The following is a 25,610-nucleotide window of genomic DNA, read 5'->3' as shown; positions in this document are numbered from 1 at the left end:
TTTTTTACCGTGTCGCCGAGGAGGGCTGCATTCACCCCGTGGCGGGTCTCTCGGGCATGGGTCTGGATTCTGCGGAGATGAACAGTTTTGGCCTTTCCTTCAAATGCAGCGAGGAGTATTTCGCTAGACGAAACGACGTTCTATTTCGGGAGCGTTCGGCAACGGGTGATGGCATGCACACGGACGGACTGGAATCGCCGCGGCGGCAATGGGCGTTGGCGACGGTGATCATCGGCATCAGCCTGGCCGTCATCGACAGCTCGGTGGCGAACGTCGCGCTGCCGGCGATCGCGGCGGACTTCGGCGTCACGCCGGCGAGCTCGATCTGGATCGTCAACGGCTACCAGATGGCGCTGGTGATCTCGCTGCTGCCCTTCGCCGCCCTCGGCGAGATCTACGGCTATCGCCGGGTCTACAGCGCCGGGCTCGCCGTGTTCACTCTGGCCTCGCTCGCCTGCGCGCTGTCGCCGTCGCTGCCGGTGCTGACGCTCTCGCGGATCGCGCAAGGGTTCGGCGCGGCCGGTCTGATGAGCATTAACACCGCGGTGATCCGCTACATCGTCCCCAAGGCGCGGCTCGGCACGGCGATCGGCATGAACGCGATGGTGGTGGCCGTCGCCTCGACGATCGGGCCGACCCTGGCCGGCTTCGTGCTGCACTGGGCGTCCTGGCCCTGGCTGTTCGCCATCAACGTGCCTTTCGGCGCGCTGGCCGCCGTGCTGGCAGTGCGGGCGCTGCCGGACAGCGACCTGTCGCCACGCCGCTTCGACGTCACGGCGGCGCTCCTCAGCGCGGCGATGTTCGGCCTCTTGATCACCAGCGTCGACAGCATCGGTCATGGCGTCGACCTCACGCTCGTCGCCTTGCAGATCGGCGTCGGCCTCGTGGCCGCGGTCCTCCTGGTGCGGCGCGAACTGCCGAACCCGCTGCCGCTGCTCCCGCTGGATCTCCTGGCCAAGCCGATCTTCGCCCTCTCAATCGGCACCTCGATCGCTTCCTTTGCCGCGCATATGATGGCGCAGGTAGCGCTGCCTTTCCTCCTGTTCAGCCGCTATGGCTTCCCGCCGGTGACCGTCGGGCTGCTGATGGCGCCTTGGCCAATCGCGGTGGCAATCGCGGCGCCGATCGCCGGACGGCTGTCCGACCGACACGCCCCCGGCCTTCTCGGCGGCATTGGGCTTGTCCTCCTGGCGGGGGGCCTTGTTGCGCTCGGCCTGTTGCCGGCGCAGCCGGAAATCGCCGACATCGTCTGGCGGATGGCGCTCTGCGGCGTGGGTTTCGGCCTGTTCCAGTCGCCCAACAACCGCACGATGATCGGCGCCGCGCCGAAATCGCGCAGCGGCGCGGCCAGCGGCATGCTCAGCACCGCCCGGCTGTCCGGCCAGGCGACCGGGACGGCGATCGTCGGCCTTCTCCTCGCGCGCTACGGCATGGACGGGGCTGAGATCTCGCTTTTCGTCGCCGCCGGGACGGCGATGCTGGGGGCATGTGTCAGCCTCTTGCGGCTCGGCCATGTCGGCCCCAATCTCTCGCGCAATGCCGCGTCGGACGAGGATCTGGCTGCCGTTCCGGCGCCGGGAGGGGGGCTTTCACGGTGAGCGACACGGGCAAGCCCGAGAGCCCCGAGGGCGGCGTCCAGGCGGTGGAGCGGGCGCTCGGCCTGCTCGAAGCCTTCTCTATGGACGACGGCCCGCTGACGCTGGCGACGCTCGCCGACCGAACCGGCCTGCACAAGAGCACGCTGCTGCGGCTGGCGGAGACGCTGCTGCGGCGCCGCTATCTCGAGCGCCTGCCGGACGGCCGCTACCGCATGGGCGCCTCGGCCTTCCGGCTCGGCGCCGTCTACCGCAACAGCCAGGTGCCGGGCGACGTGCTGCTGCCGGAGATGCGGGCGCTGACGGCGATCGTCAACGAGAGCGCCGGGTTCTACGTCGCCGACGGCGACCAGCGGGTCTGCCTCTACCGGGTCAATGTCGACCGCTCGCTCGGCTACCGCGTGCGGGTGGGCGATACGCATCCCTTGCCGGGCGGCGCCACGGGGCGGGTACTCGCCGCCTTCCTCGGCACTGAGGGCGAAGACTATCCGGCTATCCGCGCCCGCGGCAGCTGGTCGACGGCGGGCGAGCGCGATCCCGACCTCGCCAGCGTTTCGGCGCCGGTATTCGGCGTCGGCCAGGTGCTGATCGGCGCGCTCACCGTCGGCGGGCCACGCCGCCGGATCGAGGAAGCACGGGCATCGATCGAGGAAGCGCTGCGCGCGGCGGCGGCGCGCTGCAGCGTGCTGCTCGGCGGCGACGCGGCGCTGCTGATCGCACCGGTCGCGCCACTCGGCGGCTTGCCCGAGGCCTGAAGCCTCAGGCGCCGGCCTCGCGCACCAGAACACGCAGGATCTGTTGGACGGCACGGCTCGCCATGCTCTGCGGTGCGGCGTCGAGAATCAGGATGCCGCTGACCGTCTGGGTTTCCGGCAGGATCGGGCCGCGAACGCGGGCGGCGACGTCGTAGGCGGGATCGACAGGGGTCAGGCGGCCGCCGGCGAGTTCGTGCACGGCGAACTTGCCGCCATGCTTCGAGGCGAGCTGTGCGATGCCGACGTCCGCCAGCCCCGCAATGCCGAGGTTCTCGACGGCGACGTCGACCGCCGGCCGGCTGACGTCGTCCGGGACGAAGCGTCCGGCCCCCCCGACGTCGAGGCGCGCCCGCGCACCCGCGGCGACGTAGCCGCGGACCATGAAGCCGTCCTGGTCGGCCGAGAGATAGCCGAGCTGCTCCTTGCGCGAGACCCAGCGGCCGGGGGCGATGTCCGGGTTGATCTCCCTGACGACGCCGTCGAACGGCGCGCGCACCGTCAGATCCGCGGTCCGCTCGGCGATGCCGACGGCCTTCGCCGAAAGGCTGGCGAGGCGACTGTCGTTCAGCGCCTTCTCCGACAGGTCCTCGGTGCTCGCGCCGATTCGCGCCAGTCGCCGCTCGGCGAGCGCGGTGCCGATCTCGGTCAGCCGGCGCTCTTGGTCCAGGGCGGGCGCGGCGAGCGTGAACAGGACGTCGCCCTGGCGGACCGCCTGACCCTCCCGCACCGCGACATGCTCGACCCGGCCGGGCTCGGCGGGATAGAGCCGGACGAAGCGGGCGGGTTCCAGGAGGGCGGGGGCGGTGACGCTTGCCGACAGCGGCAGCATGAACAGGAGCAGCGCGGCGGCGGCAAGGCCTGCGGAAAGGCGGGCCCGTGGGCTCGTCACGATATCGGCGCGCATCGCCCACCACTCCTTCAGTTCGGCATAGACGGGACGGGCGAGGAAGAACCAGATCTCGACCGCGAACATCGCGACGCCGAGGAGCTTGATGGTGAAGTGATAGACCAGCAGCGCGATGCCGACATAGAGGATCACGCGGTAGACGGTCGTCGCCACGGCATAGGCGAGGAGGATGGCGTCGAGCCTCGGCGGGAAGCTTTCGGCAGCGCCCCGGTCGACGCCGAGCACGAACTTCCGAAATCGCCAGCGCATGTGCTGGAACGCTCGCGGCTGCAGGTTCTCGACGCCGAGGAGGTCGGCGAACATGTAGTAGCCGTCGAAGCGCATGAACGGATTGACGTTGACGAGGAGGCTGAGGATCCAGCCCGTCGCCGCCAGCACGAACAGGGCGCTGCGCACCGCGCCGTCCGGCACGAACACCCAGAGGAAGAGCGCGATCGCCGCGACCGCCATCTCGACGGCGACGCCCGCGGCATCGATGCAGAAGCGCTGGGCCCGCGAGCGCAGCCGCCATGCCTCGGTGACGTCGGTATAGAGAAGCGGCATCATCAGCATCATCGCGACGCCGATGGTCGGAACGCGGCAGCCGAAACGATGCGCGGCATACGCATGTCCGAGCTCGTGCAGCGCCTTGATCAGCACCACGGCGAGGAGCGAGGTGGCTGCGCCCTCGAGCGTGAAGACGTGCGGAATGGAGCCGACGAAGGCATCCCATTGGCGCGAAACGAGGTAGAGGCCGGCCAGCCCGACGAAGGCGACGGCGGCGAGAAACCAGCGCGTGCAGAACACCGCGACAGAGGGCCAGGTCGCCCGCAGGAAGCGTTCCGGCCGGACCAGCGGAATCTTGAAGAAGAGGTAGTTGTGGACCACGCTCATCGCCAACGAATGGCGCTGGGTGGCGGCGGCATGCAGCGTCTTCCAGCCGGAGACCGGCTGCGCCAGGAGGTGCCGCGCATCGAGGAGACGCAGGACGGCCGCGACCTCGTCGGCCTCGATGCTGCGCCCGAAGCGCGTCTCGACCGCGGCGCGAAGTCCTTGCAGCGTGCGGCTGGCGTTCCACAGCGACAGCAGCTGGAAGATCTCGAAGGTGACGCGGAAGAACTTGCCGCGCAGCGGATCCTGGACGATCCAGACCGGCGCGCCGGAATAGCCGGCGCCGCCCCGCTGGATCGACAGGTCCTCGCGCAGCGCCGGCAGCGGCACGTCCGCCGGTGCATTTGGCGTCGCATATGGCGACGCATTCGGCGGCGCAAGGGCTGCCGCCGTCACAGCCCGATCCACTGCCGGATCGCGGCGATCGGCCGGCGGAACAGATAGTAGGCGAGCGGCACCGTCTGGCCGGCGACCTGGGCGGTCCCGTGCACGCCGAGGCGCATGGCGGGGCTGTCGCCCTCGACCGCGGCATAGCTGCGGTAGGCCAGCGTATTGTCCTCGATCCGACGGGCCTCGAACGAGACCGAGCGCAGCTGGGCCGCGACCGGGCGGAGGGGATCGGAATCGAGGAAGGCGCGCACCCTGGCGCCGACGCCGAGCGCGATGGCATCGGCGACCGGCACGTCGATCCTCAACTCCAGCCGGTTCGGGTCGGCGATCTCCATGATGCGCTCGCCGGTCGAGACCGGCCGCCCGATCCAGTCGCGCTTTTCAGTGTAGACGGCGATCCCTGCGGCGGGCGCGCGCACCGTGCTGCGCTCGAAGAGGTCGCGGGCGTAGTCGCGCTTGGCGGTGGCGAGCTCCAGCTCGGTGCGGGCGACGGCAAGGTCGGCCCGCATCTTGGCGTCGCCGATCGCGGCTTGGCTGATCCGCTTGAAGCCGGCAAGCGCCACGCCGACGTCGCGCTCGGCCACCGCCAGCTCGTTGCGCAGCACCGTGTCGGCCATGGTGAGGAGGATGTCGCCTTCCGCGACCGCCTGGTTCGGTTCGACGCGGATTTCGCGGATCACGCCGTCGAGCGGGGCGGCGACGATGCGCGGCCCGATCGCGGCGACCTCCGCGGGCGCAAGCACTGTCAGCGAGACCGGGAAAATCGCGAGGATCGCAAGGCCGAAAGCGGCGGCGGCGAGCGTCGGCCGTACCGCGATGCGCCGCTTCAGGCGGCGCGGCCCGGCGAGCGACGACCAGGCATGCGCATAGGTCTCGGCGAGGCGCGCCGTCACTAGATCGTCGGCCTCGTTCCAGGGGATCTCGCGGGCGAGCAGCATGCCGGCGAAGACGTGGCCGTCGCGCAAGCGGAACGGCAGCCAACGCAGATAGCGGAAGGGATAGCTGCTGGCTTCAACCGGATCGGCATCGCCATAGGCCGGCAAGGTGAACTCGCGGGGCTGGTCGAGCCCGACATCGGCGGCGAGCGCGTCGACGACGCTCTCGATCCAAAGGATGCGCAGGGCGTTGCGGTCGACCTGGCCGATCGAGGACACCGAGGCGATGCGAAAACCCGGCCCCCTCGCGGCGAGAACGAAGATCTGACGCGCGCGGGAGAGGCGCAGCGTCTCGTTGGCTGCGAGGAAGGCGAGTTCGGCGACCGTCGGGGCGCGCCGCGCCTCCGCCTCGATCTGCAGCAGCATCTCCAGCGGCTGGCGTCTTTCCGGCGCCGGGGCAGCAGTGGGCTGCCGCGCTGGAACGGCCGCGGTGATCCGGACCGGCTCAACCATGCGGCACGACGAAGCCCGCAGGGCCGCTCATGCCGGGCAGCACGCCCTCGGTGCCGCCGGTGAAGCGGCCGATGACCTTGACGGTCTGGCTGACGGGATCGACGACCGCGGCGATGCGCGCGACCTCCGCCTCGACCGGCGCCCCGGTCTCGTCGATCGCGAGCGTGAACCGCGTGCCTGGCGCCAGCCAGCGCAGCCAGGCCGCCGGCAGCAGCATGTCGATCTCGAGTTCCTCGACGCCGACGATCTGCATCATCGGCTCGGTGCGCACGGGAATCTCGTGCGCATGGGCGCGCAGCTGGCCGATGCGGCCGGCATAAGGCGCGCGGACCTCGCACTGCCCGAACTTGGCACGGTAGGCCTCGACGTCGGCCGCGGCCTGGGCAGCCTTCACCTCGGACAGCTGCACCTCGACGCGGCCGGCCGCCCGCGACTTGGCGAGGCGGAGGTTGTTCTCGAAGGTGATCTGTTCGCCCCGAAGCTTCGCCTCGGCCGACTTCAGCTCGGCGGCAAGACCCGCGCAGTCGAACCCGGCAAGGAGATCGCCCTTAGCGAAGGCCTCGCCCTCGCGCAGCGGCAGCACGGCGATCGGTGCGCCGAGATCGCTCGAGATCCACGCCTCGTTCACCGCCCGGACGATGCCGCGAAGGCTGGCATCATCGGCCCATGCGGGCGCGGCAGCGGACAGCGCGAGCGTCGCGGCTCCGGCAAGACAGATCAGCCGCTTCGGCAGGCGCATGGGAAATTCCAGTCTCGACAGTTCAGGCCTTTCTCCGAGGATCGGGCCGGTCTCGAATATCAGCGGGCAGGTGACGCTGAGGCATCGGGGGCTGCCGCGGCGACAAGCACCGCCAAGGCCGGGCCATCCGGATCCTCCGCTGCCGCGGAGACGGCACCGCGCAGCGCGGGCGCTTCGGATCCGGGTCCGAGCAGCGGCGGGGAAGCGGGCGGCGCCGCAGCTTCCGGCGGGCGCGACGGGACGCGAGGTCGGCGTGCGACGGCGCGCGGAGCAGGGCCCTCGGGCGGCGGTCCCGCGGCGGTGTCCGATACGGCCTCGGCCGCCGCCGATGGCGCGGCCTTGGCGGCGGTGAGCGCCGAAGCAGCAGGCACGATGGAAGCGGTGACCGTCGGATCCGGCACATCCGGCAGCGGCGATGGTGATCCGGCCTCGCGCTTTTGCGCCGGCGCGCTTCTGTCCGGAACCGAGCCGGTGATCGTCACGCTGCGTCCGGCGGCGGCGCGGACCTTCGGATCACCGAGCTTCTCGCCGCGCTCGAACCACATCGCCTGCAGCGCGGCAGAAATTTGCGCCACGCTCTGCGACGTGCTCATGCCGGGCGGGAAGGGATCGATGCCGAGCGAGGCATAGACGTTGGCATAGGCGTTCTGGAGATCGGCATAGACCATGTCCATCTCGGCGTCCGCCACCAGCGTGTTCATCTCCTCGCGGATCAGGATTTGATCCGAGGTCCGCTGCGCCTCGGTCTCGGAGCGGACCTGGCGGACGATCTTGTGCTGGACGGCGGCAAGGCCGCGGGCGGTGTCGTAGGATTTCTGCAGATGATCGTGGCGGATCAGGCTGACCTGGATCTGTGTCATGATCGCCATCGCCACCGAGAGCGATCGCTGCTGCAGGAGGTCCTCCTGCGCCGCGATCTTCTGCTTGGTGGACGGCATGGCCAGCAGCTTCATCAGGTTCCAGCTGACCTTGGCACCGTAGGAGACCCAGTCATTGGTCTGGATATAGCGGTTCGAATCGTAGTTCGGACCGGCATAGAGGTTAAAGCTCGGCAGCAGTTCGAGGATCGCGGCGTCGGCCTCGCGGTCGTTGACCCTGAGCTCGTAGGCGATCTCGCGCATTTCCGGGCGGTTGGTCGCAGCGATCGCGTAGAGCTTGGCGGTATCGCGCGGCAGACCGAGCGCCACCGGCCGCTGCGCGGGAACGTCGAGGCGAAACTCCGAGCCCGGCCGGATGTTGGCGAGGGCGGCGAGCTGGCTCTTGGCGACCTTCAGCTCGCCCTCGAGCTTCTCGATCTGCCGCTGCACCTGGATCAGCTCGCGCTCATAGGTGAGGGCGACGAGCGGCGAGGTTTCGTCGCCGCTGGCCAGCTTGCGGGTGTCGCGCAGCGCGCCCTGGACGCGTCCTTCGAGCGCGCGGAGGCGGTCGACCAGGCGCTCGTAGCTGGCGGCACGCCAGTAGGCGGTGCGCACGTCCTCGATGATCCGGTTGACCACCTTGCGTTTCTTTTCCTCCTGGATCAGCACGTCGTCCGCCGCTTGCTGGGCGCGGACGTAGGACAGGCCGAAGTCGAGGATGTTCCAGGTGAAGCCGAGATCGGCGCTGGCGATGCTGGGATCGCGCAGCGCGGCGGTGGAGGCGTCGGGCGTGTTGCGGCCGGCATAGCCTGAGCCGGCGACGAGGCCCGGCAGCATGCTGTAGCCCGACAGCCGCAGCTCGCGCATCTTCAGCGCCGAGGCCATGATCTCGACCTTCGCGTCCAGATTGTACTTCAGCGCGCGGGCCATGGCGTCATAGAGGCCGAGGCGGCCCGAGACGGGTTCCTGTAGCGCCGTAACATCGGCCAGCCGTGCCGTGGCGAAGGCATAGTGCTGGGCACTGCCGAACGGCTTTGGCTGGGTCGTGCAGCCGGCCAGCAGGCTGGCCAGCGAGATCAGGACGAGATGGCGCTGCACGAAATACCCCGTTGGTGTGCGGAAGCTCCTGACGAATGCTTGCCGTCGGAAACGCATCGTCCAGACCGCCGTATCCGGTCCATCCTATGCTTGGAGTGAAAGTATTCATCGATTTAACGATCGAAACTTAACTCAGGCTGACGGTAAGTTAGCCGATTACTAAAACCCCCTTTTCGCCTTGCGCTACTTATGGTTTCTGCTCGCATGGGATGCGTTCTGCGGTCGGCTCGATAGGCGGCGGAAGGGTGAGCATCGAACCGAAAGGCGGTCCTTGCGACCGACAGCGGAGAGTGTCCGATGGCAATCCGTCAATCCAAGCCAGCCCGTGCCACGCCGGAGCAGGCCAAGCCGACCCGTGCGACGCCGGAACAAGCCGCGGCCACGCCTTCCACGGGGGCTCGCTACGCCGCGATGTTCATGGAACTGGAGGCGCGGATCGCGTTCGACGGCGCCGGCGCGGAAACGGTGGAGAAGTCCCAGCAAGGCGCGCACGAGGGTGGCGCCCCGGCATCCGCCGACGCTGCGTCCGGCCACCACGACATAGCGGCGCTGTCGGCGGCGCTGGCGCTCGCCCATCCCGCCCCCGCCGTCGAAAGCGTGCACCGCGAAGCCTTGGCGGAGCGCACGCCGCAGGCGGCGGACACGGCGCCCGCCCGCGGCCCGGTAGAGATCGTCTTCGTCGATCCGACGGTCGAGGGCACCGACCAGCTCGTCGCGGGCATCAGCGGGAATTTCGAGGTGGTCGTGCTCGATGCCGGCCAGGACGGCGTCGCGCAGATCGCCGCGGCGCTCTCCGGACGCCGGGACGTTTCGGCTCTCCACATCATCTCGCACGGCAATGCCGGCACGCTCTCCCTCGGCACGGCGACGCTGGATTCGCTGTCGATGGCGGGCGAGCACGCGCAGGCGCTGAAGGAGATCGGCAAGAGCCTCTCCGCCGATGCCGACATCCTCGTCTACGGCTGCAATTTCGGCGAAGGCACGCGCGGCGCTGTCGCCACGGACCTGCTGGGCCGGCTGACCGGCGCCGATATCGCCGCCTCGACCGATTTGACGGGCGCTGCCGACCGACAGGGCAATTGGGTGCTGGAGCGCCAGACCGGACAGATCGAGAGCCGCGTGGCCATCGACGCGGCGACCCAGGCCGCCTTCGAGGCGACGCTCAACGCGTCCGCCAGCACCGGCAAGGGCGCTTTCGTCGTGGTGGTGGGCCGCACCTTCTACAGCGTCGACGCCACCACCGGAAAGGCAACCGCGATCTCGACGGCGCCGGGCACGATCGGCAGCATCGACGTGAGCAACACACTGAACTCGCTCGGCTCCGACCAGGCGAACGGCCTGATCTATTTCACCGATAGCGCTTCGCAGAACGCCAATCGGGGTCTTTTCGCCTACGACTACGTCAACAACAGCTACATCCTCATCGACGGTGATCTCACCGACAACGGTTCCGGCAGAAGCCTTGTTGTGGGCAGCAGCGGTCTGGGCAGCGGGGCAGCTGCCTTCGCCAACAACGCGCTCTTTCTCGGCGTCGAGAACGTCTCCGGCAATGACGACCAGATCTACCGCCTGACCTTCAGCGACAACGGCCGCACGCTCGCCGCGATCTCGACTTTCGGGGCGATCGTCGGCGGCGGCAACAACTGGGGCGATTTCGCGCTCGATCCCGCCAGGAACGCGCTTCTCAGCATCAGTGGGGGCGACGCCACGATTACCCGCTACGACCTTGCCTCGGGGGAAATCCTTAGTACCGTCACCGGCAGCAGCACGACCTTCCAGGGCGGCGGCGACGCGGAAGGCAACGCCTATCTCGTCGGGGCGTCCTTCCAGCAGATCGACCCGGTGACGGGGGCGCTGATCGGCTCGGCGATTACCATCACCACCAATGGCACCAATCCGCTCGGGGCGCCGTCCGACGCCACGACCTTCACGCCGCAGACCGGCATGATCGGCGACCGGGTGTTCGACGACAACAACCTCGACGGCGTGTTCGGCGCGGGGGATACCGGACTGTCCGGCGTCACGGTCCAACTGATCGACGACGTCAACGGCAATGGCACGGCGGATGCCGGGGAGCGGGTGCTGGCCACCGACACCACCGACGCCGCCGGACGCTACCTGTTCACCAGCGTCCTGCCGGGCGCCTACGTCGTCCGCATTTCCGATGCCGGCGGTGTCCTCGGCACCGCTCCGGCGACGACGGGCACCACGAAAGCCGTCACGATATCACGCGTCGGCGGCAGCGATCTCAGCGCCGACTTCGGCTACAACGCACGCCCGCCGCTGATCGATCTCGACGGCGGCACCCCGACCGCGATCGCGCTCACTGGGTCATCGAGCTCCCGCGACGTCGTTTCCGGCGGGACCTTTTCCGGCGCCTCGCCGAACATTGCGCTGTTCGGCAGTGCCGACAATGCCTTCTCCTGGAACTTCACGGTCGCCGCGCCCCTCGATGTCGCGGGCACGCGGGCCGTGCTCAATCTTTCGACCATCGAGCGCTCGTTCAAGATCGCGGTCAACGGCAGCGCGATCCATTCTGCCACCGACTTCCAGCTGGTTGCCGACTCGCGCTCCACCGGCGAGGTCCTGTTGCGCTTCGCCGACGGCGCGGAGGTCGCCAGCCCGCAACTCGCCAACACGAACCGGCTGCCGCGCGTCCAGGTGATCCTGACGCCGCAGGGCATCGAGTTCTGGGGCACCCGGACGACCAGTTCAACCGTGCTCGAGCGCTTGGTGCCGGACAGCGGCACCGTGACGTTGCCGGTCTTTGTGCAGGGCGGCAATACGATCGACTTCACCAATACCGGCGGAAATTACGCGAGCAGCGTGTCGGGGACGCTGACGGTCACCGCGCCTGACTTCGACTATGCGACGTCCTATTCCGAAAACGGCGCCAGCGTTTCGGTGGGTGGTCCCCAACTCAGCGTGTTCGATCCCGACAGCACCACGCTGGCCGCGGCGGTGGTGACGCTGACGAATGCGCAGGCCGGCGATCTCCTGGTCATCGACGGCGCGCTGCCGTCCGGCATCCGCGTCGCGACCGATACCAACGTCGCCGGCCGCATTGCCGTGACGCTCAGCGGCACGGCGAGCCGCGCCAGCTACGAGGCGGCGATCCGTCAGGTGCACTACCTCTCGACCTCGGACGCCCCGCCGACCGTCGCGCGAACCGTCACCGTCAATGTCAGCGACGGGGGCCTCCTCTCGAACACGGCGACGACGACGATCGCCGTGATGGCCGTGAACGATGCACCAGTAAATGGCCTCCCGGCTGGTTTCACCACCAGCGAAAACACCCGCCTGACGCTGAGTGGCCTGTCAATCTCGGATGCCGACGCGGCCTCGGGCGCCTTGACGGTGACCCTCGGCGTCGGGTCGGGGACACTGACGGCGGCGAGCGGCGGCGGCGTGACGGTCTCGGGTTCGGGTTCGGCGACGCTGACGCTGTCCGGCACGCTCTCCGGGCTCAATGCTTATCTGGCGGGCGCATCGGCGCCGGTCTTCGTGCCGGTGGCGAACGCGTCGGGCCCGGTCACGCTGACGATGACGACGCGCGACAACGGCAATACCGGCGTCGGCGGATCGCTCTCCGACACCGACACGACGACGATCACCGTCGCCGAGGTGAACGACGCCCCGGTGAACACGCTGCCGGCGGGCTATTCCGGCACCGAGGACAACAGCCTGACGCTGACCGGCCTGTCGATCTCCGACAGCGATGCCGGCTCGGGCGCGATGACGGTGACGCTCGCGGTCGCCTCGGGCAGCCTTGGCGCTGTCTCGGGCGGCGGTGTGGTGGTCTCGGGATCGGGGACGGGAACCCTCACGCTGTCGGGGACGCTTTCGAACCTCAACGCTTACCTCGCCAGTGCCGCGGCCCCGGTCTACGTGCCGGCGACCGACGTCAACGGCCCGGTCACGCTGACGATGACGACGAACGACGGCGGCAATACCGGTCCGGGCGGGGCGATGAGGGACGTTGACAGCGTTGCGATCACGCTGGCGGCGGTGAACGACGCGCCGGTGATCGACCTCGACACGACCGCTGCGGGCACCGGCACGGCGGTGGCCTATGCCGAGAACGGCGCCGGCGTCGCGGTGGTCAGCGCCAACCTGTCGGTCTCGGACGTCGACAACGCCAACTTGACCTCGGCCACGATCGTCATCGCCAACGCACAGGCGGGCGATCTCTTGGCGATCAGCGGAACGCTGCCGTCCGGCATCAGCGCCAGCTATGACGGCGCAACCGCGACGCTGACCTTGTCGGGGTCGGCGACGAAGGCGGACTATGCGGCGGCGCTCGCCCAGGTGCGGTACCTCTCCACCTCGGAGAACCCGTCGACGGTGCCGCGCAGCATCAACATCGCCGTCAGCGACGGCGCCCTCGGCTCGAACGTCGCGGTGGCGACGGTCAGCGTCACCACGGTGAACGACGCGCCGGTGGCCGGCGCCGACAGTTTCAGCACCGACGACAAGACCGCGGTGACCCTCGACGTCCTCGCCAACGACCGGGATGTCGACGGCGGCAGCTTGCGGGTGACCGAGGTCGACGGCACCCCGATCTCCGCGGGCGGTCCGGCCGTGTCGGTCACCGGGGGGCGCGTTGCGCTCAACGCCAACGGCACGCTGACCTTCACGCCGACGACGCCCTATAGCGGCAATCCGAGCTTCCGCTACACCGTGTCGGACGGGCAAGGCGGCACGGCGACGGGCACAGTCTCCGGCACGGTGTCGTCCGTCGAGACCGCGCCGGTTGCCGCCGACGACCGCATTGCCGCGACCGAGGACACGCCGGTGACCTTTGACGTGCGCCTCAACGACAGCGACCGCGACAACGATCCGCTCGCCGTCACGGCGATCGACGGGCAGAGCATCGTCGCTGGCGGATCGGCGGCGGTGTCCGGCGGCAGCATACGGCTGAACGCCGACGGGACGCTGACCTTCACGCCGACGGCCGACGTCAACGGCCCCGTGCGTTTCGGCTACACCATCTCGGACGGCCGCAGCGGCACGGCGAGTGCGACTGCGCTGATCGAGGTGGCGGCGGTGCAGGATGCGCCGCGTCTTGGCGCCGACAGCTTCTCGGCCAGCGAGGACGGAGCGGCCACGATCGCGGTCCTTGCCAACGACAGCGATCCCGACGGGGACGCGCTGACGATCACGGCGATCGACGGCACCGCCATCGCGGTGGGCGGGACAGTGGCAACGGCCGGCGGGACCGTCACCCTCAATGCCGACGGAACGCTTCGCTTCGTGCCGGCGGCCGACTTCAACGGACCGGTCTCGTTCTCCTACGCCGTGTCCGACGGGCAAGGAAACGTCTCGACGGCGAATGTGTCCGGCACGATCATCGCCGTCAACGACGCGCCTATGGCGCGCGCCGACAGCTTCGTCACGGCCGAGGACACCGCGGTCGTGATCGACGTCCTCGGCAATGACAGCGACGTCGATCGCGACGAGATCAGCGTGATCGAGATCAACGGCACCCGCATTGTGGCCGGCAACACGCTGGCGGTCGCGGGCGGCCGCGTGACGCTGAACGCCGACGGGACACTGACCTTCACGCCGGACGCTGACGTCAACGGGCCCGTCGGCTTCAGCTACACGATCTCCGACGGCAAGGGCGGCAGTGCGACGGCGAGCGTTTCTGGTTCGGTGACCGCGGTGAACGATGCGCCGGTGGTGCAGGCCGACAGCTTCACCACCGCGGAAGACACCGCGATTATCCTCACCCCTTTACAGAACGACGCCGATCCCGAGGGCGACGCCCTGGCCATCACCGCGATCGACGGCCAGTCGATCGGTATCGGCGGCACCGTCGCCGTCAGCAACGGCCACGGCACCGTCACGCTGAACGCCGACGGCAGCCTCACCTTCCGCCCGGCCGCGGATTACAACGGGCCGATCCGCTTCGACTATACGGTCTCCGACGGCAGCTTGAGCACCAGTGCGACGGTCAGCGGCACGGTGACGGCGGTCAACGACGCGCCGACCGCCGGCGATGCCAGCCTCTCGACCGCCGAGGACACCACCGTCAGCGGCCAACTGCCGGCGGCCATCGACGCCGATGGCGACACACCGATCTATGCTCTCGGCACGACCGCGCCCGCCTCGGGCACGGTGACGATTTCGCCCGGCGGCGCCTATACCTACACGCCGAAAGCCAACTTCAACGGCACCGACCGTTTCAGCTACAGCGTCAGCGACGCGCAGGGCGGCAGCCGCGAATACACCGTCGCCGTCACCGTCACCGCTGTGAACGACACGCCGACCAGCACGGCGATGCCCAACCGCCTGCGGCTGGACGGTGAAGCCGAGAGCTTCGACGTCTCACAGTATTTCACCGATGCCGATGGCGACCGGCTGACCTTTTCGCAGACCGGCTTGCCGGCCGGCCTTACGATCAGCGCCGGCGGACAGGTGAGCGGCACCATCGACCGCAGCGCCAGCCGCGGTGGTCCGAACGGCGATGGCGTCTACACCGTGACGATCACCGCGACAGACCCGAGCGGCGCCACGGTGACAGGCACCTACACGGCCGTGGTCACCAACCCGGCGCCGGTCGCCGTCGACGACGCGGCGGTGACGAGCGAAGACGTCCCCGTCTCGTTCAACGTCCTCGATGGGACCGCCAGCGGCGGCAGTGCCGACCGCGACCCGGATGGCGACCCGATCCGCCTGGTGTCGGCAAGTGCGGCGCACGGGACCGTGGCCTTCACGCCCGATGGCGCGATCACCTACACGCCGAACGCCAACTATACCGGCCGGGACACCATCACCTACGTCATCGCCGACGCCGATGGCGGCACGGCGACCGCGATGGTCGCCGTCACCGTCGTCTCGGTCAACGACCAGCCGATCGGCACCGGCATTCCCGATCGGACCCGCACCGACGGGCAGCCGGAAAATCTGGACGCGTCCGCCTTCTTCTCCGATCCCGACGGCGACACCTTGACCTACACGGCGAGCGGCTTGCCGGCAGGCCTCGCCATCGACCAGCAGACCGGCCTCATCTTCGGCACCATCGATGCCGGCGCGTCCGGTGCGACCGGCGTTCAGGTCTATGCCATCACCATCACCGCCCGGGATGGCCTGACCAATAGCGACGGCAGCCCATCGCAAGTGTCGGTCACCTTCAACTACACCGTCGTCAACATCCCGCCGGACGCGCGCGACGATAGCGCGACGACCGCCGAGGAGACCGCGGTCGACATCGACGTCCGCGACAACGACCGCGACGCTGACAACGACACGCTGACGATCGTCCGGGTCAACGGTGCCGCGCTGACCCTCGGCGGGCCGGCGGTGGCCACGCCGAACGGCACCGTGACGCTGGTGACGGACGCCAACGGTCGCGCCGTGCTGCGCTTCGTGCCGAAGCTCGACTTCACCGGCACGGAATCCTTCGACTACACCCTTGCCGACCCGAACGGCGGCGAGGATTCCGCGGCCGTGACGGTGAGGGTGACCGGCATTAACGATGCACCGCGGGTCACCGGTCCGGCGCCGGCGCTGACGGCCGTGGATGGCGAGAGGATCGACCGCAACCTCGCGCCGCTGTTTACCGACGTCGACGGCGACGTGCTGACGTTCACCGCGTCAAACCTTCCGGCGGGGCTTTCGCTGGATTCTGCGGGACGCCTCACCGGGACGGTCGATCGGGCGGCCAGCCAGGCGAATGGCGGGCTCTACCAGGTGGTGATCACCGCCACGGACCCCTCCGGGGCCTCCCAGACGCAATTCTTCCAGTGGACGGTCGCGAACCCGCCGCCGAGAGCCGTCAACAATGTGGCGACGACGGTCGAGGACAGCGCGGTCGACATCGCCGTCCTCGCCAACGATAGCGATCCCGACGGCGACCCGCTGACCGTGATTGCGGCCTCTGCCGCGCATGGCACCGTGACCTTCCAGAACGGGGTGATCAGCTACAGGCCGAACCCCGATTTCAACGGCACCGACACGATTTTCTACACCGTCTCGGACGATAATGGCGGGACCGCATCGGCCAGCGTGACGGTGACCGTCACGGCGGTCAATGACGCCCCGAGCGCCCGGCCGTTACTCGATCGAACCGACAGCACCAACGAGACGATCGCTTTCGAAGCCGGCAGCTTTTTCAGCGACGTTGACGGTGACGCGCTGACCTTCGCGGCGACCGGCCTGCCGCCGGGCCTTGCGTTTGACTCGGCTACCGGCAGGATCTCCGGAGTGCTCGATGTCACGGCGACGGTCGGCAACACTTACCGGACCAGCATCACGGCCGACGACGGGCGGGGTGGAACCGTGACCCGAAGCTTCGACTGGACGGTCGCTGCCACGACGCCCGAGGCGGTCGACGACAACAACACGGCCGGTGAAAACCAGCGGGTCTCGGGCAACGTCCTCACCAACGATCTCGCCAACGGCGGGGCGACGCTGAGCGTCACGGCCGTCGAGGGCGTTGGCAACCAGGTCGGTGCTGAAATCAGGGGATCGCACGGCGGCCGCTTCATCATCCGAGGCGATGGCAGCTACAGTTTCGATTCCGGCACCGACTTCGACGACCTGAAGGCGGGTGAGAGCCGGACGACGGTGGTGAGCTACGAGATCACCGATACCAACGGCACTAAAGATACCGCAACGCTGACCGTCACCGTTGGCGGCGCCAACGACACGCCGACGGCTTCCACGATCCCCGACCATCGCGGCCTCGACGGACAGTCGCTGACCGACAAGCCGGTGGACGTCTCCGTCTTCTTCCGCGATCCCGATGGCGACAGCCTGACCTTCGCCGCGACGGGCCTCCCGGATGGCCTCACGCTCGATGCCGCCGGCCGGATCACCGGCACGATCAGCGCCGATGCCAGCCTCGGGGGCCCGGCCCGTGACGGCGTCTACAGCATCACGATCACCGCCACCGACCCGGACGGACAGACGACGAGCGCCGTCCTGCGCTATAGCGTGACGAACCCGGCACCCGTGGCCGTCGACGACGCCGCCACGACCGCCGAGGACACGGCCGTCGTCATCAACGTTCTCGACGGCACAGCCGGCGGGAACGCCCGCGACAGCGACCCGGACGGCGACACGCTGACCCTCGTCTCCGCCTCCGCCGCCAACGGCACCGTGGTGATCGGGACGGGCGGCAGCCTGACCTACAGGCCGAACGCCGATTTCAACGGCGCCGACACCATCACCTACCGCATCTCCGACGGACAGGGCGGCTTTGCCACCGGCTTCGTCGCCGTCACGGTGACAGCGGTCAACGATGCTCCCGTGGAGACCCGGTTGCCCGCGCTCGTGCGCAATGATGGCGCGCCGGTCTCCTTCGACCTCTCCGGCTCGTTCCGCGACGTCGATGGCGACATGCTGACTTATGACGTCACGGGCCTGCCGCCGGGCCTCACCTTCAATCCCGCGACCGGTATCATTTCCGGCACCATCGCCGCCAATGCGTCCGGCGCGACCGGGTCGAAGGACTATCTGCTCGCGGTCACCGCGACCGACGGGCGAGGGGGCAGCGCATCCTTCTCCAGCATCCTGACCGTCACCAACATCGCCCCGGTGGCCGCGTTCGACACCCGGACGACCGCCGAGGATACCCCGCTCGACATCGACGTCCTCGCCAATGACAGCGATCCCGACGGCGATCCGATCGGCATCGTCAGCGTCAACGGCACGGCGATCACCCGGGGCGGCGGCCCGGTCGCGACCGCCCACGGCCAGGTCGAACTCGTCGACACGGCCGTTGGCGGGGTCCTGCGCACCGTCCTGCGCTATACGCCGAACGCCGACTTCAACGGCACCGACTCCTTCTCTTACGGCATCGCCGACGACAATGGCGGCACGGCCTCGGCCAGCATTACCGTCACCGTCGAGGCCGGCAACGACGCGCCGACCGCTGCCACCATCCCGGCGCGCAGCGGTGTCGACGGCGGCCTCGTCCGGTTTGAGCTCGCCAACGCCTTCAGCGATCCGGACGGCGACACGCTGACCTATTCGGCGACGGGCCTGCCAGACGGGCTGACGATCGATGCGGCAACCGGCGTCGTCTCCGGCCATCTGAAGGCGGACGCGAGCCAGGTCGGGCGCGGTGTCTACCGCGTGACGGTGACGGCGAGCGACGGCCAGCTCGGCGTCGATAGGACCTTCACCTACACGATCGCGAACCCCGCGCCGACCGCCGGAAACGACCGGGTGACGACGACGGAGGATACGCCCGTCAGCTTCGATCCGATCACCGGCGCGAACACTGTCGACGGCGTCGCGGATGTTGACCCCGATGGGGATCCGCTGACGATCACGGCGATCAACGGCGTGGCGATCGCGGACGGCGGCAGCGTGGTGCTGGCGCAAGGCACGATCACGCGGAGCGGCGCGAGCCAGTTGACATTCACGCCCAATCCCAACGCCAACGGCACCCAGTCCTTCGTCTACCAGATCTCCGACGGCCAGGGCGGGACCGCCGATGCGGTGGTGACGATCGCGATCGCAGCCGTTGGTGATGCCGCCTCGGTCGACCTCAACGGCCCGGCGGCCGGCGTCGACTATGCCGCCTCGTTCAACGAGGGCGACGCTCCGGTGCGCCCCGCGGATGCGGCCGCCGCCATCATCGACGCCGAGGACGACATCGTCGCGCTTCAGCTGATGGTGACCGGTGCCGGACGTGACGGCGCCGCCGAGATCATCCGCCTCGGCGGTTCCGTCGCGTTCGTCAGCGGCACCGCGGCCAGCGGCACCATCGTCGTCGGCGGCACCAACTTTGCCTTCCGCTACGACGGCGCGGGCGGGCTCGCCATCGCCAGCGCGGCGGGCGCCGGCACCGCCATGCCCGCGGCCGACCTGCAGGCGCTGATCGGCAGCCTGCGCTACGAGAACACCAGCGACAACCCGACAGCCGGCGTGCGCAGCTTCGCCTTCACCGCCACCGACAGCGCCGGCCTCGCCTCGCCGACGGCGACGACCAGCATCACCGTCGCGGGCGCCAACGACGCGCCCATCGCCCGCCCCGACACCGCCACGACCGACGCCAATACGCGGCTCGGCTTCGGCGGATCGCCGAGCCTCCTCGTCAACGACAGCGATCCCGAGGGCGACGTCCTGACAGTCAGTGCCGTCGGCGGGGCGTCCGCTGGGGTGGGTGCCGGGGTAACCGGCTCCAGCGGCGGCCAGTTCGTCATCCGCGCCGACGGCCGCTACAGCTTCGATCCCGGCGCCGACTTCAAGGATCTCCGAGCCGGCGAGACGCGGACGACGTCGGTGGTCTACACCGTCTCGGACGGCGCCGGCGGCATGGCCGAGGCGGTTCTCAGCGTCACCGTGACCGGCCTGAACGACGCGCCGGTCGGCGCCGACCTGTCCATCTCTCTCCAGGAGGACGGCTCCGCCTCCGGCACACTGCCGCTCGCCAGCGACGTCGACGGCGACGCGCTGCGCTATGCCGTGGCGGCCGCGCCGGCGCATGGCACCGTGTCGATATCGCTGAACGGCGACTATACCTACGTGCCGTCCGCCGACTTCAACGGCGCCGACAGCTTCACCTACACGGTCAGTGATGGGATTACGGCCGTCGTCTACACCGTCAGCGTCACGGTCGCGGCCGTCAACGACGGGCCGACCGGCCCTGCGACCGTGCCCGATCTCGCGCTGCAGGACGCGGCGCGAACGACGGTATCGCTCGCCGGCTACTTCAGTGACGCCGATGGCGACGCGCTCGTCTATACCGCGTCGAACCTCCCGGCCGGGCTGACGCTCGACCGCATGACGGGCGTCCTCTCCGGGACGGTCGATGCGGGCGCCAGCCAGCTTGGCGGCGGCCGCTATGCGGTCGTCATCCAGGCCACCGACGCTGCCGGGGCCTTCGCCACGGCGCGCTTCACGATCGTCGTCACCAATCCCCCGCCGATCGCCATCGATGACCGGGTGGCCACGAGCCAGGACAGCACCGTCTCGGGTTCGGTCCTCGCCGACAACGGCAGTGGCGCAGACCGCGATCCCGACGGCGATGCCTTGATGGTGTCGTCGGTCGCCGGCAGTGCCGCCGGTATGGGCGTTGCTGTCGCCGGGTCGGCCGGCGGCTCCTTCACGCTCAACGCGGACGGCACCTACCGCTTCGCGCCTGACACCGACTTCATCGGCCTCGGTGCGGGAGAGACCCGAGCCACCAGCATCCGCTACGCCATCAGCGACGGGCAAGGCGGCACGGCTGAGGCGGTGTTGACGGTGACGGTGACCGGCACCGACGACCCGCCGGTCGGCGCCGCAACGCGCTTCACGGCGACCGAGGACACGGCCTATGACGGGATGCTGCCCGTGGCGAGCGATCCCGACGGCGACCCCGTCGTTTACGGGATCGGCACCCCACCGGCGCATGGCGACCTGCAGGTCCGCGCCGATGGCACTTTCCGCTATACGCCGGCGGCCGACTATCACGGCCCAGACAGCTTCACCTACACCGTCACGTCCGGAGGGGTGACGGTGCCCTATACCGTCACGGTCGACGTCACCTCGGTGAACGACGTGCCGGTGGCGGCCGCCGATGACTTTACGGTTGCCGAGAACGGCACCACCACCTTCGCGGTGCTCGACAATGACAGGGATGCCGACGGCGATCGGCTGGCGGTGACCGAGATCGACGGCGTCGCCATTGCCGCCGGCCAGTCGCGTGCGGTGACAGGCGGTAGCGTCACGCTTGAACCGGACGGTAAGCTGACCTTCACCGCAACGCCCGGCTATAGCGGGCCCGCGCGCTTCAGCTACACGGTTTCGGACGGCCCCAGCCGCGCGATCGGCACCGTCTCGGGCGCCGTCACGGCAGTGAACGACGCCCCGGTGAACACGCTGCCGGCGACGTTCAATGCCGTCGAGGACACCCCGCTGCGGCTAACGGGCCTGTCCGTCGCGGATGCCGACGCCGGCAGCAACCCGATCAGCGTCACGCTCGACGTCAGCCTAGGTACGCTCATCGCGACGGGCGCTGGCGGCGTCCGGGTCGGCGGATCGGGAACGGCGCACCTGACGCTGACCGGCACGCTTGCGTCGATCAACGGCTTCCTCGCCGGGGCGAACGCGCCGGTCTATGCTCCGGCCGAGGACGCGACGGGAACGGTGCGGCTGACGATGACGACGGACGACGGCGGCAATGCCGGCGCCGGCGGTGCGCAATCGGCAAGTTCTGTCGCCGACATCCTGATCGAGGCCCGCAACGACCTGCCGACGGCGAGCGATGTCAGCCTGACGACCAAGGTCGGGCAACCGGTGTCTGGCGCGATCCTTGGCCGGGACGTCGACGGCGATGGGCTGACCTACAGGCTGGTCGCCCAGCCGCCCGGCGGAACCGTCCGTCTCGACCCCGACGGGCGCTTCAGCTTTACCCCGGCGCCGAACTTTTCCGGACAGGCTCGCTTCGAGGTCGCCCTAGACGACGGCCAAGGGGGCACCGCGACCGTGCGGTTCGTCGTCGATGTCACCCGGCCGAACGAGGCGCCGGTGGGCAGCGACGTCTCGGCGGCGACCCGCGAGGACGAGCCGCTGACCGGCCGGCTGCCGGTGGCCGTGGACGCCGAAGGCGCGCCGCTGACCTATGCGCTCGCGGGCGACGCGGCAAACGGCCGTGCGGTGGTGCGCGCCGATGGCAGCTACACCTATACGCCGAACGCCGACTTCAACGGCTCCGACAGCTTCACCTATTCGGTCAGCGACGGGACTACGGCCGTCGTCTACACCGTCACCGTGTCGGTCGCGGCGGTAAACGATGCGCCGGTCGTGACCTCGCCGACCCGCCTGTCGGCGATCGAGGACCGGCCGCTGAGCGGTGCCATCCTGGCACGCGACGTTGACGGCGATCCGGTGACGTTCACCCTTGCCGCGGCGCCGGCGCACGGCAGCGTCGTCGTCAACGCCGACGGGACCTTCACCTACACGCCGGCGGCCGACTTCAACGGCGGCGACAGCTTTGCCGTCGCGGTCTCCGACGGGCGGGGCGGGACGCGGATCGAGACGTTCAGCGTCTCGGTCGCCGACGTGCCGGACCTGCCGGTGACCGGCGCCGACAGCTTCACCGTGCCGGAGGACGGTACCGTGACGCTTGACGTGACCGGCAACGACCGCGACCCCGACGGTACCGGGCTGACGGTCACCGAGATCGACGGCCGGCCGATTGCGGTCGGCGCGCCGGTCCGGATCGCGTCGGGCGCGGTTGCCCTGAACCCGGACGGAACGCTGAGCTTCACACCGTCGCCGAACTACAACGGTCCCGCGGGCTTCAGTTATAGCGTCCGCAACGCAGCCGGCCTTACCAGCACCGGCAGCGTCGGCGGGGCAGTGGCCGCCGTCAACGATGCGCCAGTGCTGCCGCCGCTGCGCATCGATTCAGTAACGGGCGGCCCGACCACGGGAACGCTCGGCGGGTTTGATCCCGATGGCGATCCGCTTGTCTACACCGTCACGCAGGCGCCGCGGAACGGTACGCTGACGCTGACGACGGACGGCCGCTACAGCTACGTGCCGACGCCTGGCTATACCGGTTCTGACAGTTTCAGCTTTTCGGTCAGCGATGGCACGGCGACGGTGACGGGCAGCGCGACCATCGGCGTTCGCCCCGGCCGCACCGAACCGGTGACGGTCGATATCGACGTTCCCGCGCCCGGACCGGATGCGAACGCCTCATCGAGGACGATCGGTCGGCCGGTTCGCTCGGTCGATGCCGACGGCGAGGTGCTGGTGGCGGTCGGCAGCCTAGGCAGCATCGATGCGGGGCCTGTCGGCCAGCGCTCGCTCGACAACGCGATCGACGCGATGCAGGACCTCAACGGCCTTGCCGGGATGCCGGCGGACGAGCTGATCGCCCGCACGGTGCGGGCCCAGACCGACTGGCGCGAGACCGGAGGCCGCCTCGAGGGCTTCAGCGCGGCGCCTTTCCTCGGCGGGTCCGATATCGGGCAGCTGCTGTCGCAACGGGACGGCACCTCCTTCATCGTCGACACCACGATCAACGAGGGCGTCCTCTACGTGATGGTGGCCGCAAGCGAGACGCGCGAGGGCGCGCGGATCGGACATGAAACGCGGGTGACGCTGGCGGACGGGCGCGCGCTGCCGGCCTGGCTGTCGTCGCAGAACGGGGGCGTCATCTTCGGCTACCCACCGGCAGGCCTCGAGACGATCGCATTGAAAGTCCAGTCGGTGGACGTGAACGGGGCCGTGTCGCAGAGCGTCATCACCATCGACGTGCGCAGCGGGGCGGTGACCGAGAACCTCCGGGGCGACGAAGCGGCGGCGGCGGGCGCCGCCCTGTTCTCGCAGCAGCTGAGGGCCGAGCTTGCCGATATCGGCGAGGGCATTGTCGACCTCTACAACGCGCTCCGCTTCTAGAGCATCCCGCGATTGGTTGGACTTACCCAATCAAAGAAAAATGCTTTCAGTACAAAGAAGACAGAGCGCCGTGTGTCCCTTAGGGACGCACGGCGCTCTGTCGGACCGCATTCGACGGATTGTCGCGCCCCAAAGTGCGGCAGTCCAAGATGGAAAGCGCCTTGCCGGCGGCCTCAGTCCTCTCCGCGCAGATAGACCTCGACCGGGCCCTTCAGCTTCAGCGTCATCGGATTGCCGCGGCGGTCCTTGGCATTGCCGGCGGGAACGCGGATCCAGCCTTCGCTGACGCAGTATTCCTCGACATTGGTCTTCTCGACGCCCTTGAACCGGACGCCGATACCCATCGCCAGCAGTTCGGGATTGTGGAACGGGCTCGACGGATCGGCCGCAAGGCGGTCGGGCAAGGCGATGTCGGCCATCGGTGCCGCGTGCTCGGCCGTCTCGGTGGCTGGCGTCTCGGAGGTCTCGGCCTTGGGTGTGTCGGTCATGTCCAGCGTCTCATCTTTTCATGCGTTGCGCCGGAGATACAAGCTTGGCGGGGTTTCGCCAACACTTGTTGCAATACGCCTCGGCGCTCCATGCCCTGGCGCGCTCCCGGCAGCCGCTCACGCAGTCGTGCTTGACGGGAGAGTGTCCGCCTGCCTGAAGACCCTGCAGCGCCGAGCCGGAGGCACGGAAAGCCGGATCTTTCGACGCTTCCAATGCTTGTGCTGCAACGCGCAAGCGCTCAGGATTGGGAAAATTTGGACATGGAGCCGCCCATGAAACGGATCGTCGGATTGCTCTGCGCCTTGGCACTGGCGATGAGCGTGGGTGGGGTCCAGACAGCCGAAGCGCGGCTGAAGCTCGTCAAACCACGCGATTCAGGCTTTGCGCATGTCGACGGCATCTCGATGTTCTACCAGATCTACGGCAAGGGGCCGCCGATCCTGCTGATCCCCGGAGGCCTTGCCAGCGGAGACGTCTGGCGGCAGCAGATCGCGACGCTCTCGGCGCATCACCTCGTTATCGTCGCCGACAGCCGCGGGCAGGGCCGCTCGACGCGCGACAAGAAGCCGATCACCTATCACCTGATGGCGCGCGACTACCTAAAGCTCCTCGATCTCCTGAAGCTGCCGAAAGTATCGCTGGTCGGCTGGAGCGATGGCGGCATCATCGGCCTCGAAATCGCCATCCACCACCCCGACCGGCTGTCGGGAATGTTCATCCAGGCCGCCAACGTGACGCCCGACGGCGCCCTCGCCAACCGCAAGGCGATCGCGGAGGGCAAGGCTCTGCCGGCGCTCGGCCACTACGACAACATCGACGACGAAATCTTCGCGCTCTGGGCCAACGAGCCGAACTTCACGCTGGCGCAGCTGGCCTCGATCACCGTTCCGACGATGATCGTCATCGGCGACCACGACGAGGCGATCAGCCGCGAGCATACCGAGATGATCGCCAACGCCATTCCCGGTGCGCACTTCTTGCTGCTCCCGAATGTCGGCCACTCCGCCCCGCTGGAGGACCCGGTCGGCTACGCCGAGGCGGTGCTCGCCTTCGTCGACGCACCCGGCAGCGCCGCAAGCCGGCAGGCCGACGAGGCCGGCACGGTCCTGCAAGATTTCAAGGACCCGTCACCGGGCAAGGCTGGTCTGGCGGTTCGCGGCGGAGGGTGAGCGGA

At 69.0% G+C, this 25,610-nt stretch carries 9 protein-coding genes; 4 read left to right on the top strand and 5 right to left on the bottom strand.

Translation table 11 applies throughout. The features are described 5' to 3' along the window. The first annotated feature begins 173 nt into the window (after positions 1-173). Together ACZLZY_RS11570 and ACZLZY_RS11565 are read left to right on the top strand one after the other, a co-directional pair. Positions 174-1,598, top strand: a complete 1,425-nt coding sequence (locus tag ACZLZY_RS11570; protein ID WP_472934053.1) for an MFS transporter — start codon at positions 174-176, stop codon at positions 1,596-1,598. Further along, entirely contained in the window at positions 1,595-2,350 is a 756-nt protein-coding gene (locus tag ACZLZY_RS11565; protein WP_472934052.1) for an IclR family transcriptional regulator, read from the top strand. Before ACZLZY_RS11570 ends, ACZLZY_RS11565 begins: the two co-directional genes overlap by 4 nt. Before the next feature lie 4 nt (positions 2,351-2,354). On the opposite strand, the gene ACZLZY_RS11560 is transcribed toward ACZLZY_RS11565, so the two are convergent. The 4 genes from ACZLZY_RS11560 to ACZLZY_RS11545 are packed head-to-tail and all read right to left on the bottom strand — an operon-like array spanning position 2,355 to position 8,599. After that, positions 2,355-4,523, bottom strand: coding sequence for a site-2 protease family protein (locus ACZLZY_RS11560; protein ID WP_472934051.1), 2,169 nt, complete (start codon positions 4,521-4,523; stop codon positions 2,355-2,357). Next, complete coding sequence (locus ACZLZY_RS11555) at positions 4,520-5,905, bottom strand: efflux RND transporter periplasmic adaptor subunit (protein WP_472934050.1); 1,386 nt, start codon at positions 5,903-5,905, stop codon at positions 4,520-4,522. Before ACZLZY_RS11555 ends, ACZLZY_RS11560 begins: the two co-directional genes overlap by 4 nt. Continuing rightward, positions 5,898-6,644 (bottom strand): efflux RND transporter periplasmic adaptor subunit, encoded by a 747-nt coding sequence (locus ACZLZY_RS11550; protein WP_472934049.1) that lies wholly within the window; start codon positions 6,642-6,644, stop codon positions 5,898-5,900. The genes ACZLZY_RS11555 and ACZLZY_RS11550 overlap by 8 nt, the downstream gene beginning before the upstream one ends. A gap of 59 nt (positions 6,645-6,703) precedes the next feature. After that, complete coding sequence (locus ACZLZY_RS11545) at positions 6,704-8,599, bottom strand: TolC family protein (protein ID WP_472934048.1); 1,896 nt, start codon at positions 8,597-8,599, stop codon at positions 6,704-6,706. A 297-nt stretch (positions 8,600-8,896) separates the two neighbouring features. Here ACZLZY_RS11545 and ACZLZY_RS11540 point away from each other — a divergent pair, with 297 nt between their 5' ends. Continuing rightward, positions 8,897-23,947 (top strand): Ig-like domain-containing protein, encoded by a 15,051-nt coding sequence (locus tag ACZLZY_RS11540; RefSeq protein ID WP_472934047.1) that lies wholly within the window; start codon positions 8,897-8,899, stop codon positions 23,945-23,947. Between the two features lie 173 nt (positions 23,948-24,120). Here ACZLZY_RS11540 and ACZLZY_RS11535 read toward each other — a convergent pair whose 3' ends face one another. Next, the gene (locus ACZLZY_RS11535) at positions 24,121-24,366 is read right to left on the bottom strand and encodes a DUF3297 family protein (protein WP_472934206.1); all 246 of its coding nucleotides are present in this window, start codon (positions 24,364-24,366) and stop codon (positions 24,121-24,123) included. Between the two features lie 342 nt (positions 24,367-24,708). On the opposite strand from ACZLZY_RS11535, the gene ACZLZY_RS11530 reads away from it, so the two are divergent. After that, positions 24,709-25,605 carry an alpha/beta fold hydrolase gene (locus tag ACZLZY_RS11530; protein WP_472934046.1) on the top strand — a complete coding sequence of 299 codons (897 nt, stop codon included), beginning with the start codon at positions 24,709-24,711 and terminating at the stop codon, positions 25,603-25,605. Positions 25,606-25,610 lie beyond the last annotated feature (5 nt).

It is taken from the genome of Mesocryomonas lacus (assembly GCF_055730135.2).
The sequence above is the reverse complement of the archived record's forward strand: the minus strand, read 5'-3'. Positions and strand labels throughout refer to the sequence as shown.

What these genes read in the sequence shown, in the direction of transcription:
- ACZLZY_RS11540 (WP_472934047.1), top strand. Translation starts at nt 8,897, where the DNA reads ATGGCAATCCGTCAATCCAAGCCAGCCCGTGCCACGCCGGAGCAGGCC.
- ACZLZY_RS11570 (WP_472934053.1), top strand. Translation starts at nt 174, where the DNA reads ATGCACACGGACGGACTGGAATCGCCGCGGCGGCAATGGGCGTTGGCG.
- ACZLZY_RS11555 (WP_472934050.1), bottom strand. Translation starts at nt 5,905, where the DNA reads ATGGTTGAGCCGGTCCGGATCACCGCGGCCGTTCCAGCGCGGCAGCCC.
- ACZLZY_RS11530 (WP_472934046.1), top strand. Translation starts at nt 24,709, where the DNA reads ATGAAACGGATCGTCGGATTGCTCTGCGCCTTGGCACTGGCGATGAGC.
- ACZLZY_RS11550 (WP_472934049.1), bottom strand. Translation starts at nt 6,644, where the DNA reads ATGCGCCTGCCGAAGCGGCTGATCTGTCTTGCCGGAGCCGCGACGCTC.
- ACZLZY_RS11535 (WP_472934206.1), bottom strand. Translation starts at nt 24,366, where the DNA reads ATGGCCGACATCGCCTTGCCCGACCGCCTTGCGGCCGATCCGTCGAGC.